Origin of the sequence: Streptosporangium roseum DSM 43021, from assembly GCF_000024865.1 — a bacterium.
Lineage (GTDB): Bacteria > Actinomycetota > Actinomycetes > Streptosporangiales > Streptosporangiaceae > Streptosporangium > Streptosporangium roseum.
This window is the reverse complement of sequence record NC_013595.1, coordinates 2,741,231-2,755,942: the sequence shown is the minus strand read 5'-3', so window position 1 is coordinate 2,755,942 and position 14,712 is coordinate 2,741,231. Positions and strand designations below refer to the sequence as shown.

The 14,712-nt window shown below is 72.3% G+C and carries 15 protein-coding genes; 4 read left to right on the top strand and 11 right to left on the bottom strand.

What is annotated here, in order from left to right; all coding sequences use genetic code 11:
• Positions 1-29: 29 nt before the first annotated feature.
• The 7 genes from SROS_RS12235 to SROS_RS12210 all read right to left on the bottom strand — a co-directional run bounded on the left by SROS_RS12235 (position 30) and on the right by SROS_RS12210 (position 6,743).
• Positions 30-1,076: a FecCD family ABC transporter permease gene (locus SROS_RS12235; protein WP_043655390.1), complete on the bottom strand. Its 1,047-nt coding sequence runs from the start codon at positions 1,074-1,076 to the stop codon at positions 30-32.
• 369 nt (positions 1,077-1,445) lie between these two features.
• A complete protein-coding gene (locus SROS_RS12230) occupies positions 1,446-2,411 on the bottom strand; it encodes an ABC transporter substrate-binding protein (RefSeq protein ID WP_012889243.1) in 966 nt (321 codons plus the stop codon).
• A gap of 277 nt (positions 2,412-2,688) precedes the next feature.
• Positions 2,689-3,543, bottom strand: a complete 855-nt coding sequence (locus tag SROS_RS12225; RefSeq protein WP_012889242.1) for a Gfo/Idh/MocA family protein — start codon at positions 3,541-3,543, stop codon at positions 2,689-2,691.
• Positions 3,540-3,662, bottom strand: coding sequence for a hypothetical protein (locus tag SROS_RS53835; protein ID WP_281048009.1), 123 nt, complete (start codon positions 3,660-3,662; stop codon positions 3,540-3,542). The genes SROS_RS12225 and SROS_RS53835 overlap by 4 nt, the downstream gene beginning before the upstream one ends.
• On the bottom strand, positions 3,659-4,858 hold the full coding sequence (locus SROS_RS12220; protein WP_012889241.1) for a cytochrome P450: 1,200 nt from the start codon (positions 4,856-4,858) through the stop codon (positions 3,659-3,661). The genes SROS_RS53835 and SROS_RS12220 overlap by 4 nt, the downstream gene beginning before the upstream one ends.
• A 63-nt stretch (positions 4,859-4,921) precedes the next feature.
• A complete protein-coding gene (locus tag SROS_RS12215; RefSeq protein ID WP_012889240.1) occupies positions 4,922-5,923 on the bottom strand; it encodes a phosphotriesterase family protein in 1,002 nt (333 codons plus the stop codon).
• Entirely contained in the window at positions 5,913-6,743 is an 831-nt protein-coding gene (locus SROS_RS12210) for a phytanoyl-CoA dioxygenase family protein (protein ID WP_012889239.1), read from the bottom strand. The genes SROS_RS12215 and SROS_RS12210 overlap by 11 nt, the downstream gene beginning before the upstream one ends.
• Positions 6,744-6,959: 216 nt before the next feature.
• Between SROS_RS12210 and SROS_RS12205 the strand changes: the two genes are divergently transcribed.
• On the top strand, positions 6,960-7,874 hold the full coding sequence (locus tag SROS_RS12205) for a TIGR03621 family F420-dependent LLM class oxidoreductase (RefSeq protein WP_012889238.1): 915 nt from the start codon (positions 6,960-6,962) through the stop codon (positions 7,872-7,874).
• 39 nt (positions 7,875-7,913) lie between these two features.
• Complete coding sequence (locus SROS_RS12200; protein WP_012889237.1) at positions 7,914-8,495, top strand: histidine phosphatase family protein; 582 nt, start codon at positions 7,914-7,916, stop codon at positions 8,493-8,495.
• A 134-nt stretch (positions 8,496-8,629) separates the two neighbouring features.
• Here the strand turns inward: SROS_RS12200 and SROS_RS12195 are convergent, their stop codons facing one another.
• The 4 genes from SROS_RS12195 to SROS_RS12180 all read right to left on the bottom strand — a co-directional run bounded on the left by SROS_RS12195 (position 8,630) and on the right by SROS_RS12180 (position 11,272).
• On the bottom strand, positions 8,630-9,406 hold the full coding sequence (locus SROS_RS12195) for a hypothetical protein (protein ID WP_012889236.1): 777 nt from the start codon (positions 9,404-9,406) through the stop codon (positions 8,630-8,632).
• A gap of 409 nt (positions 9,407-9,815) precedes the next feature.
• The gene (locus SROS_RS12190) at positions 9,816-10,073 is read right to left on the bottom strand and encodes a hypothetical protein (protein ID WP_245564614.1); all 258 of its coding nucleotides are present in this window, start codon (positions 10,071-10,073) and stop codon (positions 9,816-9,818) included.
• Between the two features lie 140 nt (positions 10,074-10,213).
• Positions 10,214-10,450 carry a DUF397 domain-containing protein gene (locus SROS_RS12185; protein ID WP_012889234.1) on the bottom strand — a complete coding sequence of 79 codons (237 nt, stop codon included), beginning with the start codon at positions 10,448-10,450 and terminating at the stop codon, positions 10,214-10,216.
• Complete coding sequence (locus SROS_RS12180) at positions 10,451-11,272, bottom strand: helix-turn-helix domain-containing protein (RefSeq protein ID WP_148269038.1); 822 nt, start codon at positions 11,270-11,272, stop codon at positions 10,451-10,453.
• Between the two features lie 346 nt (positions 11,273-11,618).
• On the opposite strand from SROS_RS12180, the gene SROS_RS12175 reads away from it, so the two are divergent.
• Together SROS_RS12175 and SROS_RS12170 are read left to right on the top strand one after the other, a co-directional pair.
• Positions 11,619-12,011 carry an ATP-binding protein gene (locus SROS_RS12175; protein WP_012889232.1) on the top strand — a complete coding sequence of 131 codons (393 nt, stop codon included), beginning with the start codon at positions 11,619-11,621 and terminating at the stop codon, positions 12,009-12,011.
• A gap of 250 nt (positions 12,012-12,261) precedes the next feature.
• Positions 12,262-14,658, top strand: coding sequence for a helicase-associated domain-containing protein (locus SROS_RS12170; protein ID WP_012889231.1), 2,397 nt, complete (start codon positions 12,262-12,264; stop codon positions 14,656-14,658).
• The last annotated feature ends 54 nt before the right edge of the window (positions 14,659-14,712 follow it).

The window sequence follows — 14,712 nt, the reverse complement described above, 5'->3', positions numbered from 1 at the left end:
GGGCGCGCCGCGCACGCCTCCCGGCCCGCTCACGTCTCCACCCGCCTGGTCACGCGCAGCACCGCGACGAAGAACGGCGCGCCGACGAAGGCGGTGACCACGCCGATGGGCAGCTCGGCCGGGGCCAGCACGGTCCGGGCGATCAGGTCGGCGAGGACCAGGAAGGCGGCGCCGCCGATCAGCGAGAGCGGGAGCACCGTCCGGTACGAGCCCCCGGCCAGGCGGCGGACCACATGCGGGACCACGATGCCGACGAAGCCGATCAGCCCGCTCACCGCGACGGCCGCGGCGGTGGCCAGGGAAGCGGCGAGCAGCACGACGAGCCGGACGCGGGCGACGTTGAGGCCGAGGCTGACCGCCTCGTCGTCGCCGACCGAGAGCACGTCGAGCAGCCTGCCGTGGAGCAGCATGATCACCACTGAGACCACGGCGTACGGGGCGACCAGTGCGATCTGGCTCCAGCCGCCGCCGACATCGCCGAGGATCCAGGCGTAGATGCGCTGGAGCTCGTCCACCCGGAGCTGCTGCAGGAAGGTCTGGATGGCCGTGAGGAAGGACGAGACGGCCACGCCGGCGAGGACCAGCGTGGCGGTGCCCCCGCCCCGGCCCGCGACGTTGCCCAGCGCGTAGGCGAGCAGGACGCCCCCGATGGCGCCCGCGAACGCGGCGGCCGGGATGGGGAGGGCCGTTTCGTCGCCTTTCATGAACACGATCGCCGTCGTGGTCATGAGACCGGCGCCCGCGGCGGCTCCCAGGAGATAGGGGTCGGCCAGCGGGTTGCGGAACACGCCCTGGTACCCGGCGCCCGCGATGGCCAGCAGGCCGCCGACGATCGCGCCGAGCAGGACCCTGGGCAGCCGGATCTCCGCCAGCAGGCCCTGCTCGACCGGCGCCAGCCCCGAGTCGGCCGAGACGAACGGCAGCCAGTCGAGCAGTTGCAGCGCCACCTTCTCCGGCGGGATGTCCGCCGCGCCGATCAGCAGGGCGGCGAGCATGCTGGCCAGCAGGACGCCCGACGCCGCCAGCGACGCCAGCGGACGGGCCCCGGCCGCCCGCCGTACCGGGACGCCGTCCATCGCCGCCCCGCGCCCCGCCGTACCGGCGTCCGGGAAGGGTGCCACGACGGAGGCGGCATCCCCCCGGCCGGCGCCGGAGACGGGAGCCACCCCCGAAACGGCATCACCCCGACCGGCACCCGGGGAACGGGGACCCGTCGGGGAGGCGCCCGTCTGGCCGGCGCCGGAGACGGGAGCCACCCCCGAAACGGCATCACCCCGACCGGCACCCGGGGAACGGGGACCCGTCGGGGAGGCGCCCGTCTGGCCGGCGCCGGAGACGGGAGCCACCCCCGAAACGGCATCACCCCGACCGGCACCCGAGGATCGGGGGCCCGTCGGGGAGGCGCCCGTCTGGCCGGCGCCGGAGGGGCGGGAGAGGTCGGTCACTTATTCGGTCGCGGCGCTCTGCACGGCGTCGCCGACCTGCTTGGCGAGGTCCACCACACGCGGGCCCCAGCGGGAGGCGACGTCGTCGTCGAGGGCGATGACCTGGTCGTTCTTGATGGCGGAGAGCTTGGACCAGCCGGGGCGCTTGGCGAGGGTGTCCTTGGACTGCGCGCAGCACTTGGTGTCGGCCAGGAAGATGAGGTCCGGGTCGGCCTGGGCGACGAACTCGGCGGAGAGCTTGGGGTAGCCGCCGGCCGCGTCGGGGGCCTTGTCCGCGACGTTGGTCAGGCCGAACAGCCCGTAGATCTGGCCGATGAAGGTGGTGGACGTGGCCGAGTAGGGCGTGGTGTCCAGCTCGTGGTAGAAGGTGAGCTTCTTGTCCTTGGGCGCGGCCGCCGCGAGCTCGTCGATCTGCTTCTTCATCCCGGCCACGACCTCGTCGGCCTTGGCCTTGTTGCCGGTGGCCGCGCCGAGGTCGGCGATCTGGTCGTAGGCCTCGTCGAGCTTGGTGGCCGAGGGCTCCAGCAGCACCGGGACGTTGACCTTGGTCAGCTCGGCCACGATGTTGTCGGCGTCGTTGGCGAGCACCACCAGGTCGGGCTTCTTCGCGATGATCGCCTCGGCGTTGGGCTTGAAGCCCGAGAGGTCGGTCTTCGGCGCCTCGGCCGGGTGGTTCGACTGGTCGTCCACCGCGATGACCTGGGCGCCGGCGCCGACGGCGAACAGGCTCTCGGTGGCGGTGGGCGACAGCGAGACGATCCGCTCGGGCCTCTTGGCGATGGCGATCGAGCCGTTGCCCGCCTCGACGGTGACGGGGAAGTCCGCCGCGCCCGAGGCCGCCGGGGACGTCGCGGCCGCGCCGGAGCCGGCCGCCTCCGGAGTGGCGGGGGCGGGGCTCTGACCGCATCCGGCCAGGGTCAGCGCGCCGAGCAGCACGCCGGCGAAGGCGGTACGTACGGGCCTCAAGAGAGGTCCTTTCAGTTACCGGAACCGAGAGACCCGTGAAAACGACGGATCACCCTTTTCCACGAGGGTTGACGGCGTCGGCGCAGCGGCAGGCGACCTGGCTCGGCCCGAGGGGACCATGACAGTTGCGGGACAGCGCCGGACTCGCACCGGACTTCGCTGCGCGCTGCGCGTCGGACAAACGTTATCAATCCTCTTGGACACTCCGGCGTCAAGGGCTCCCCCGGCCCCATCCGCCCGGAGGAGGTGAACGCGCGGCCGCGGACGGCGCGCGGCGCTAGCTGAGCTGCCGCTCCGCGGCGGCGATGATCTCCTGAAGGCGCAGGCCGTGCGCGGCGTCGAGGGGGTGGCCCCCGCCCCGGCTCACGGTCTCGGCGAACTCCGACAGCATGACGGCGAACACGTCGGGGCCGAGCTGCTCCCCGTTGATGGACTCCCGGCCGAGCCGGCCGTAGATGTCCACATTGGAGGGCGGTGTCTCGCCCGGCGCGCTCATGCACAGCGAGGCCTCGCTCACCGCGCCGGTCTCGTGCTCCAGCAGCAGGCCGACCCAGCCCAGCGGGTTGCCGTGGGCGCGGACCCCGGTGACGCGGCCGAGCGCGGCGTCCAGCATGTCGATCATGTGCGGGCCGACGTCGAGGATCGCGCCGCGCTCCAGCCGCCACGGGGTGGCGAAGTCGCCGCCGAGCATGGCCCCGGAGATGTTGGCCGCGTATCCGCCGAACGGCTCGATGGCCGAGACCCGCGCCAGGAAGGACCGGGTGGCGGCCGAGTAGCGCCAGGTCAGGACCATCTGCGAGGCCACGCCCGCCTCCCCGACCGCGTCGGCCAGCCGCCGGGCGCCGTCCAGGTCGGCCGCGAGCGGCTTCTCCAGCAGCAGCGCCTTGCCCGCCTTGGCGGCGAGCACGCCCAGCTCGGCCTGTACGGCGGGCGGAACCGAGAACGCGACCGCCTCGCAGTTGTCGAACAACTCCTCGAGGCGCTCGAAGACCGGGACGCCGAATCTCGCGGCCGCCTCGGGGCGCCGCGCCCACACGCCCACCAGGCGCGTGTCCGGCCCGGCCGCCAGCATCGGCGCGTGCACCATCTCCGCCCAGGGCCCCGCGCCCACCAAACCCACAGATATCGTCACGACCCCAGCTTCTCACGCCCCCACACCCTGATCCCGTGCTCGGGGCGGTGCGCGGCGGTCGCGCCGGTCTCCGGCGCGACCCCCGTGACCAGCGTGATCTCGCCGCCGGAGCGCGTCACCACTCCACGTGCAGCGCGGCCAGGCCCCGGCCGACGATCGAGGTGCGGTAGGCGACGGGACTGCCGGGCGCCTGCCGTAGCCCCGGCAGGCGGCGGCCGAGCACCTCCAGTGCCGTGCGGAGCTGCAGGCGGGCCAGCGCGGCGCCTACGCAGAAGTGGATGCCGTAGCCCAGCGTCATGTGCGCGTCGGCGTTGCCGCGGTCGATCCGGAAGCGTTCGGGTTCGGGGAAGACGGTCTCGTCGTGTGCGGCCGAGTCGGTGGACAGCAGGCACAGCGAGCCGGCGGGGATGGTGACGCCGTGCATCTCGACGTCGGTCCTGGCGTGGCGGAAGGATCCGAGGCTGGCGCCGTCGACGCGCATGCACTCCTCGACCGCGTTCTGGATCATCGCGGGCGGGACCGGCCAGATCTCCTCGCGCAGCAGGCGCAGGACGCTGTTGCCGAGCTGGTTGGGCACGGTGTCGTTGCCGCCGAGCAGGATCGTGGAGATCAGCTCGACGACCTCGCGGTGCGACAGCTCGGTGCCGATCAGCGAGGTCATCAGCGAGACGAAGTCGTCGCGCGGCTCGGCCGCACGGGCGGCGACCAGCTTGTCGACGTAGTCGAGGTAGGCCAGGAAGCTGTCGGCGAGCACGAGCTGGCGGTCCGGCGGCTGGGGCGACAGGAAGAGCTGGAACCAGTCCTTCACGTGCTTCTGGACGAGGGCCTCGTCGGCCTCGGGGACACCGATGAACCGGGCGGTGAGCTTGACCGACGGCACGTGGGCGAGCTCCGCGACGAAGTCGCCGGCCCCCCGGGGGGCGACCCTGTCGAGCAGCTCCTCGTTCAGGTCCCTGAAGAGCCCCTCCATCGCGGCGACCGCGCGCGGGGTGAACGCCCGCGACACCGAGCGGCGCAGCCGGGTGTGCGCGGGAGGGTCGACGTTGGCCACGAAGCTGGACAGGAACGAGCCGTGCTCGCCCAGCACGCGCCTGGTCTCCTCGGCGAGGCTGCGGGAGATGGTCAGCGAGCCCTCGGAGGAGAAGCGCCGCGGATCGCCGTAGGCGGCGCGCACGTCCTCGTGGCGGGTGATGACGTAGGCGCCCAGGTGCTCGCTGTGGAACACCGGCCGCTCATGGCGGAGCCTGCGCAGGAAGTCGTACGGCGCGGCGACGTGCCAGGCCGCGCTGACGTCGAAGTCACTAGCGGTGATCATGACATGCCTCTCTGTACGGTCGGTACGGCGCCGCGGCCGTCGCGGTCGGTACGGCCGGCACGGTCAGTACGGCTCGCGCCGGGCGAAGATGTCGCGGGGGTTGCCGACGAGCATCTGGCGGATCTGCTCCTCGGTGACGCCCCGCCTGCGGAGCTCGGGCAGCACGTCCCGGGAGATGTGGAGCAGGTGGTAGTTGGGGTGGCGCCGCCGTACCACGTCGTGGTCGAAGCGGTCGTTGAAGCAGTAGGAGTCGTGCGACAGGACCATCCGGCCGGCGTGACCGCGCTCGGCGAGCTTGGCGACGACGGCCACCCGGTCCTCGAAGGAGCTGATCGTCTCGATGCCGAACCGGTCCATGCCCAGGTAGGAGCCGCCTGCGATGAGCTCCTCCAGGTAGGCGACGTCGGTGGAGTCCCCGGCGTGCCCGATGATCACCCGGGTCAGGTCCACCCCGGCCCCGGCCAGCAGCCTCTGCTGCTCCAGGCCGCCGCCGGAGGCGCTGTGGGAGTGGGTGGAGATCGGCACACCGGTCGCCCGGTGGGCCTCGGCGACCGCGCGGAACACCCGCTCGCAGCCCGCCGTCATGCCGAGATGGTCGGAGGCGCACTTGAGGATGCCCGCCTTGACCCCGGTGTCGCCGATGCCGTCGGTGATGTCCCTGACGAAGAACTCGGCCAGCCGGTCGGGCCCGCCGAACAGCGAGCCCGGCCCCCGGTTGCCGAAGTAGGGCGGGAGCGCGTCGTAGGTGTAGAGGCCGGTGGCGACCACGATGTTGACCTCGGTCAGCTCCGCCACCCGCCGCACGGCGGGCACGTAGCGGCCGAGCCCGATCACCGTGAGGTCCACGATCGAGTCGATGCCGTGGCGTTTGAGCTCGGTCAGCTTGTCCGCCGCCTCCCGGGCGCGCCGTTCCAGGTCCCAGCCCTCGGGGATGTCCGGCCAGTTCCACAGGATCTCCGGGCTGAGCCCGAAGACGTGCTCGTGCATCAGCGTCGCCCCGAGGTCCTCGACCGGGCCGTTGACCGTCTCGGTGCCCGCGGACGGCTCCCGCCGCTCAGCCCTCATAGGGGACCACCGGGAACTTGGGGTGGTCGAAGGGCCGGTTGACGGTGAGGCCCAGGCCGTCCGTCTGCCCGTACGGCGTGCCGGTGTAGAGGGCGTCCGCGTCGAAGTAGGTGACGGTGAACGACAGCCTGGCGCTGTCGCGGCGGTTGGCGGCGGCGCCGTGGACCGTCAGCGCGTGGTGCGCGGTCGCGTCTCCCGCGGCCAGGTCCAGCGGTGGGGAGAGGTCGAGCTCCCCGAGCCAGGGGTGCTGGCTGAGCTGGTCGTCGCCGTCGCGGGTGAAGGACCGGCCGAGGAGGCCGTGCCGGTGGGAACCGCCGTAGAAGCGCAGCGACCCCATGTCGGCGGGCACGTCCACCAGCGCCAGCCAGACGGTGAGCATGGCCGAGCGGTCCATCGGCATCCAGGGGAAGTCCTGGTGGAACTCCGTGGCCCCGTGCCCGCCGCCCGTCCGGTCACGCCCGTCCGGGTCCTCGCCGGCCCGGCTCCCGCGCTCCGGCTCCTTGATCAGCAGGTTCGTCACCTGGACCCGGACCCCGGCGACGCCGTGGAGCAGCCGGGTGGCGGCCCGGCCGAGGGCGGGGGCGAGGGCCAGCTCCCTGAAGTGCCCGTCGGTCTCGGCGATGTCCCTGGACTGGCCGAACGCCTGGTCCACCTTGGAGGTGACGGCGCGCGGGCGGTCCCGCAGACGGCTCAGCGCCCGCTCGCGGAGCAGGGCCACGTGATCGGGGCCGACCAGGCGCGGCAGCCGTACCCAGCCGTTGTCCTTGAAGAACGCGGCCTCGCCGTCGGTCACGTCCCGGACCGGGGTGTTGTCAGCCATGGGGCCAGTGTCGAGCCTCCCGCCGAAATAAAGCAAGCGCTTGGTATACAGAGGGGGCGGCGGGCCGCGCCGAAGGCGGGGCGGGAGCTGTCCGGCGCGACACCCTCGCGACGACCTTCACCCCCCGGCGGACCGGCGGCCGCGCCGCGCGGTTCCCTTGGCCGCCCGGCGCATCTAGGCTTTAGCAAGCGCTTGGTCAGAGTAGAGGGGGTGCCGATGGACCGCCCGTTCCGGTTCGCCGCCGTGGTCCGCGAGGCGGAGTCGGCCAGGGCCTGGGCCGACAAGGCACGCCGCCTGGAGGGCTCGGGCTTCGACGTGCTGCTCGTCCCCGACCACCTGGTCGGCCCCCGGTTCGCGCCGGTCGCGGCGATGACCGCCGCCGCGTGCGCGACCAGCCGCCTGCACGTCGGCACCCTGGTGTTCGCCAACGACTACCGGCACCCGGCCGTGCTGGCCAAGGAGGCGGCGACCGTCGACCTGCTGTCGGAGGGTCGCCTGGAGCTGGGCCTCGGCACCGGCTGGATGGCCGCCGACTACGTCTCCGCGGGATTGGCCCTCGAACCCCCCGGGACCCGGGTGGGCCGGCTCGCCGAGGCGATCACCGTCCTCAAGGGGCTCTGGGCGGACGGCCCGTTCACCTTCCACGGCGAGCATTACCGGATCACCGGCCTGGAGCAGTGGCCCAAGCCTGCCCGCCGGCCCCACCCCCGGCTGCTGCTCGGAGGCGGCGGCCCCCGCATGCTCGGGCTCGCCGCCCGCGAGGCCGACGTGATCAATCTCGGCATGCGGGTGCGGGCCGACGGCACCGGCCCCGACGGCATGGACGGCGGCCTGGAGGCCTTCCTCGCCAAGGTCGACGTGGTACGGCGGGCCGCCGGCGACCGCTACGACCGGATCGAGCTCGGCACGAGCATCCAGCAGCTCGGCGTCCGCAGGCCGGACGAACCGTGGAGCGCCGCGGACTCCTCCCGCCAGGACGAGACCCCCCAGGTCCTGCTCGGCACCCGGCAGGACATCACGGACAAGCTCCGCTACTGGCGCGACACCCATGACCTGTCCTACTTCGTGCTCCACCACGAGCGCGACCTGGAGGCCTTCACCCCGATCGCCGAAGAGCTCGCGGGGCGCTGACCGGCCGCCCCGGGCCGTACCGGCATGATGGGGGGCATCATGAACGAGATGATTCTGCTGCGGCACGGCGAGACCGAGTGGAGCCGGGACGGACGCCACACCGGGCGCACCGACCTGCCGCTGACCGACAAGGGCGACAACCAGGCGCGGGCGCTCGCCCCGCTGGTCAAGGGCCGGACGTTCGACCTGGCCCTGGTCAGCCCCGCGCTGCGGGCCCGCCGGACGGCCGAGCTGGCCGGGCTCACGGACTACGAGACAGATCCCGACCTGTGGGAATGGGACTACGGCGGCTACGAGGGCATCACCACCCCGGACATCCGCGAGACCCGCCCCGGCTGGTTCCTGTGGCGGGACGGGGTCATCCCCGGCGACACCGAGCACCCCGGGGAGAGCGCGCGGGAGGTCGGCGCCCGCGCCGACCGGGTGATCGCGCGGGCCCGCGCGGCCGACGGCGACGTGGTGCTGGTCGCCCACGGGCACTTCCTGCGGGTGCTGTGCGCCCGCTGGCTCGCCCTGCCCCCGGAGGACGGCCGCCACTTCCGCCTGGACACCGGCACCTACTCCCGGCTCGGCTACGAACGCGACGAGCCGGTCATCCTCACCTGGAACGCCCCCGTCTGATCCGCCGGCGCGGCCCGGCTCTCCCGCCCCGGGGCGGTGAGGCCCCGGGCCGCGCCCGCTCCCGCTCCCGCGGACACCCGCCGGGGCCGCGCCCGAAACGGCCGCGGGCGCTCCGGCCGCACCCGCTCTCCCGGTTACCCGCCGGGCGGGGCCTGCGCCGGCGAGAGCCGCGAACCCGGGAACGGCGCGAGCAGGGTCTCCCGCCACGGACCGTCGAGGAAGTCACGGGAGCGCCTGCTCCAGTCGAGCAGCCGCGGATCCGGCTCCACCTCGTCGTCCAGCCCGAGCGCGGCGTCCCTGGCCCGCTGCAACGACAGATGGTCCTCCAGCGACATGCCCCAGACCGTGACGACCTCGCTGTCGCAGAACAGCACCTCGTACAGGCCGATCGGCCGGTGGCCGTGGTCGGCCAGGACCGGCGCGCGCTCCCGCCGGACCGCGTCGAGATACTCCAGCGCCGCGCCGGGCCGCACCCGGGCGCTCTCGAACAGGTAGAAGGGCGCCGCGTAGCCCTCGGCGGTGATGTCGGCCAGTGCCGGGCTGCCGGCCACCGCGCCGAGCGGCCGGGAGAAGGCGGAGAAACGCAGGTCGTCGATATCAGACAGGAAGAGCCTGTCGTTCACGCCGTCGTAGATGTTCATCATCTGCCGCCAGCCGCCGTCCCAGCCGCCGTGGCAGTCCCAGAGGGTGACGGCCTTGAACTGCGGATGGCCGGTGATGCCGACGGCGTAGAAGGCGCCCACCAGGTCGATCTCACGCGACCGGATCGACAGTCCCCTGGTCAGTTCGGGGGCGTCGAGGGCCTCGTCCTCCTTCTTGTAGCGCGTGAGCCAGGTCAGGTACTCCAGCGGCTTGCGGGAGTTCATCGGCCGGAAGTCGACCTCTTCGATCAGGTAGATCCCTCGCCGCATGGAAGGCGCCTCCTCAACCCAAGCGAATGCTTGGTTGGCACACTAGTCGAGGAGCCGGAGTCCGTACAGAAGCCGGAGTCCGTACAGGAGCCGGGGGGACGCGGGCCGCACGGCCGCCCCGCCGTCGCGCCGTCGCGCCGACCCGTCCTCGCATCATCCGGTCATCGCACCGTCGCGGCACCGCACCGTCCTCGCGGCGTCGCACCGTCGCGGCGTCGCGCCGGCATCGCACCGTCGCGGCACCGCATCGTCCTCGCGGCGTCGCGCCACTCCGGCGGCGCGCCGTCGTGCGGAGGGCCGGGCACGGTCGCCAACCGTGCCCGGCCCCGATGGCGGCCCGGTGGCCTCAGCCTTCGCCGCCGTGAACGTCGATCCCCAGGTCGACGGCTACCACGTCCTTCCCATACCGTCAGGCGGCCGCGGCGTGCGGTTGCGGGCCCCGTCCGGTGAGCCATTCCAGTACCTTGCGATGGCCGTGGCAGGCGTCTTCGAAATGCCCCCAACGCCAGTAACGAGGCTGGTCGCGGACCCCTGTGACCCATGTCCGATAGGAAACCGAGGTGACCTCCCCCTGATCCATGGCCGCCGAGGCGACGCCATAGGTGCGGATCACGACACGACCGCCGGGCGCGAACAGCACGTCGTCGGCCACGGGATACAAGGTCATCTGGTCAAGCATGGTCTGGGCCCCCAATTCCTCTGCCCCAATGTCACTCCGGGAACTCAGAATCTGCCCGATCCGCCTACTCGTTGCGTTACATCACCGACGCACCGAAGTTAAGAGGTGAGCCGGATGTAAAAACAGTGTTACACCATCAGGCCGTCGAACTCCCCGTCCTTCACCCCGAGCACCAGCGCGCGAATCTCGTCGCGGGTGTAGATCAGGGCCGGACCGTCGGGGAAACGGGAGTTCCGAACCGCGATGCTGCCGTCCGACAGCTCAGCGAGTTCCACGCAATTACCCTGTGAATTGCTGTGACGGCTCTTGCGCCAGCTGGCCCCGGCCAGGTCCGTGGCAGGCATGCCGTTGTAGGTGTGCTCCATTTAGATCTCTCTGAGAAGGTCGCCGAGGATCTCGGCGGTGCCCCCAGGCGTGGTGCTTTCCACGCACAGCTGCTCCATGGCCGTGAGGTACGGATCGATATCCTCACGCTTGTCCAGGTAGAGGGCACCCCAGAGCTGCTCGACATAAACGACGTCCGACAGGTCGGACTCGGGAAACCGCAAGATGCTGAACGCGCCACCCTCGGCCGCGTGCATTCCGAACCGGAAGGGCATCACCTGAAGGGTGATGTTGGAGAGCGTGGCCACCTCCAGCAGGTGCTGGAGCTGCTCACGCATGATCTCCTTGCCTCCGATCGGCCGCTTCAGGGCCGCCTCGTCGACGACCGCCCACAGGCGCGGGCCGTCCTTCTTCGTAAAGCGGTCCTGCCGCTGCATACGCATATGCACACGACGCTCGATCTCCGCCTCCGGCGCGTCCGGGTAGCCCAACCGGATCACTGTGCGCGCGTAGGCGGACGTCTGCAGCAGGCCGGGAACGAACTGCACCTCATAGGTGCGGATGACGTTCGCCGCCTCCTCCAGCCCCACGTAGGTGGTGAACCAGTTCGGCAACAGGTCGCCGAACTTGTGCCACCAGCCGGGGGTGTTCGCCTCGCGGACCATCTCCAGCAGGCCGCGCCGTTCTGCGTCGTCGAGCACGCCGTACAGGGTGAGCAGGTCTTCCACGTCCCGTGTCTTGAAACCGACACGGCCGAGCTCCATCCGGCTGATCTTGGACTCGGAGGCGCGGATGTGAAATCCGGCTACCTCTCGGGGGAGTCCCTTCTCCTCACGCAGGCGGCGCAGGCTTGCGCCGAGCATGATGCGCCGAACGGTGGAACCGGTACCGGGCGGGTCCATGGACACGTGTGTGCTCCTCGCTCGCTTTCCTGATCGACAGTCTGTCACTTCGCGGCCCAAGATCCCTAGCCGCGGACAAGATCCCCTTTCCATCCGGATTGCCGAATCATGGGTAACCGTAGCGGTTGCACACCCCTTATGCACGTGCATTCGCTCTTGCACCTGCACAGGAGTTTGCACCATGATGATCGCTGTGCAGTCCGCTCAAACCGCGCCCCCCCGAACGTCATGGACAGCGCTCGACTGGTGGCCCCCAGTCGGCTGGTGGCCCGACGCGGCGCGTGATCTCCTCTCCGGATCACCGGCCATGGCCAGCGCGACCTTCGTGCTCCCGCCCCAGGCCGAGTCGGTGCACTCCGCCCGCAGCTTCGCCACGGGCACCCTCACCGGCTGGAATCTCGCCCACCTGAGCGAGAACATGGAACTGGTCGTCTCGGAGCTGGCCACCAACGCGTTCAGGCACGGCCTGCGACTGGCCGAGACGCGCGCCAAGGAGCCCATCAGGCTCTCCCTGCTCCGCCGGGACGGCCTGGTCGCCTGCGCGCTGAACGACCCCGGATCGGGCTTCCCCACCCTCCGCGACCCGTCGCCGCTGGACATCGGCGGCCTCGGCCTGCACATCGTCGAGTCGCTCAGCCTGCGATGGGGCTGGGCACCGCTGGCCCCCTACGGCAAAATCGTCTGGGCCGTCCTCCGGTAGATCCTCCGGCCGGCCCTCAGCAGACCATCCCGGACAGGCGCCGCCTCTTCCCCTCACCTGGCGCCGACCGGTTCCGGGACCGCCACGCCTCCCCGCCGGCGGTCCCGGGGCCGGTCAAGAATCCGGGCGGACACCTCTGGAACACATTGCATTCTGCGCGGTGCATGCCTTCGGAGATGCCCTCTGCATTACCGTGGATGCCTATGGCTCACGGAGAGTCCCCGCGCGAGATTCCTGAGAGAGCTGCGAGATGGACGATCACCTGCTCGGCTGGTTGAAAACCCTCGACGAAGAACGGCTCACCCGAGTTCTGGCCAACCGCTCGGACGCCATCGCCCCACCGTGGCCGCGCCGCCTGGACACCCTGGCGCAGCGGCTGGGCAACGGGTTCGCGGTGATGGCGGTCATGCGGGGGCTTCCGCTGCCGTGCCTTGAGGTCGCGCAGGCGTCACTGGCCCTCGGCGACCAGGTCGACCTGGAGACGCTGGCCCGGTTCATGGGCGTGCCGGAGGCCGAGGTGGCCCCCTGGGTCGACCGGCTGTTCGACCATGCCCTGGCCTGGCCGGACGACGAGGGGCGGATCCGGGTCGCCGGCGGGGTCGCCCGGTGGTGGACGGCCCCGTGCGGGCTCGGCGAGCCGCTCGCCCACTACCTCAACTCCTGGACGGTCAGCGCCGACGCCCTCCGCGCTCTCGCCAGGGCACTCGGCCTGCCGCACGGCCCCAAGCGCCGCACGGTCACCAGGGTCACCGAGATGCTCTCGGACCCCGGGCGGGTGACCGCCATGATCGAGCGGGCGCCGGAGGGCACGGAGCGGCTGCTGGAGGAGTTCGCCTGGGACGGCCCGATCCGCGACGTGGACGGCGGCCGGTTCGTCGTGCCGGGCGCCCCGGAGAAGTGGGCCGCCGACCACGGCCTGCTCTTCCGGCCGAGCTGGAACGTGGCCGAGATGCCACGGGAGGTGGCGCTCGCGCTGCGCGGCCCCGGCTACCACCCGCCGTTCACCCCCTGCCCGCCCGACCTCGCGACCGTCCCGGTGGACCCCGAGGCGGTCGACCACCTGATGACGCTGGCCGCCCCGCACGTGGTCGAGCGCTGCGCCGCGATGCTGGAGAACACCGCCAAGTTCCCGCTGCCGCTGCTGAAGGCCGGCGGGGTCGGCGTGCGCGAGGTCCGGCGGCTGGCCAAGGACACCGGCTGCGACGAGGACGAGACCCGGCTCCTGCTGGAGATCTGCGCGGTGGCCCGGCTGCTGGCCTGGGACGAGCCGGCCGGCGGGCTGGTGCCCACTGAGAAGTTCGACCGCTGGCGGCTGGACGACGCGGCCGCCAGGCTCCGGGTGCTGCTGTCGGCGTGGTGGCGGATGGAGCGCTCCTCGCTCCGCCGGATCGACGGCAAATACGGCACCGTGCTCGGCGACGACCCCGCCGGGGCCTCGGTCGGCAGGGCCCGGCGGGCGGTCCTCGGCGTGCTGGCCCGCCTGCCCGCCAGCACGGCGTGCGCCGACCGGGCCGGGCTGGTCGGGTCGGCGCACTGGCACGCCCCGCTGCTCGACCAGGCGCTGCTGGCGGAGTGCGCCCCCGCCGTGCTGGAGGAGGCCCGGATGCTCGGGCTGATCGCCTACGACACGATCACCGACCTGGGCCGCGCGCTGGCCGCCCTGGACGCCTCGGCGGGAGACGAGAACGACGACTCCAGCCCGGCCGTGGAGCACGATCCGGTGCTGGTGGAGTGCTCGACCCGCGCGCTGGCCAGCGTACGGCGGAGCGCGCTGTTCGGCGCCGACCTCACCGCCGTGGTGACCGGGCCGCCCTCCACCGAGCTGGCCGAGCTGCTGGACCGGGCCGCCGAGCGCGAGTCGCGCGGCGCGGCCTCGGTGTGGCGGTTCACCCCGGTGAGCGTGCGCCGGGCGATGGACTCCGGCTACACCGCCGACGCCCTCCTGGCCGACCTCGGAGAGGTCGGCGCGGTGCCGCAACCCCTCGACTACCTGGTGCGCGACGTGGCCCGGCGGCACGGCGAGGTCACCGTGACCACGGTCGCCTGCATCGTGCAGGCCTCCGACCCGGTGCTGCTGGCCGAGATCGCCGGGCACCGGCGGCTGAGCAGGCTGGGCCTGCGACTGCTCGCGCCGACCGTGCTGGCCAGCGCGATGCCCGCGGGCAAGACCCTCGCGGCACTCCGGGAGAACGGCTACGCCCCGGTGCCGATCGAGGACACCGGGGAGATCACCGTCCGCCGCGCCCGGATCGAGGAGCCGCAGAACGGGCGGCTGATCCTGCTGCCCGGCGGCCGGGTGGCCGAGCTGGAGCAGCCGCCGCACCACCTGGTCGAGCCGCCCCCGGACCCGCACGAGCACGCCCGGCGGCTGATCGCCGGCGAGGACGGCGCCATCCGGCAGCAGGGCAGGACGTGGGCGGTCATCGGCCGCATGGCCTCCCGGCTGCCGACCGCCCAGCAGTCGCTGCTCGGCTTCGTGGTGGACCGCGGCGTGCGGGCGGCGATCACGCTGACCGACGGCCTGACCGCCACCATCAGCCACGGCGAGCTGCGCAGCGGCGTGCTCGACGCGTGGTGCGAGGAGGCCGGCGACTACCTGGAGTTCCCGCTGGCCGACATCGTCGAGGTCCGCGGCACCTACGCCTGACCCCGCCGAGGTCCGTGTCCGACCCCACCGGGCCCCACGCCTGTCTCACACCGG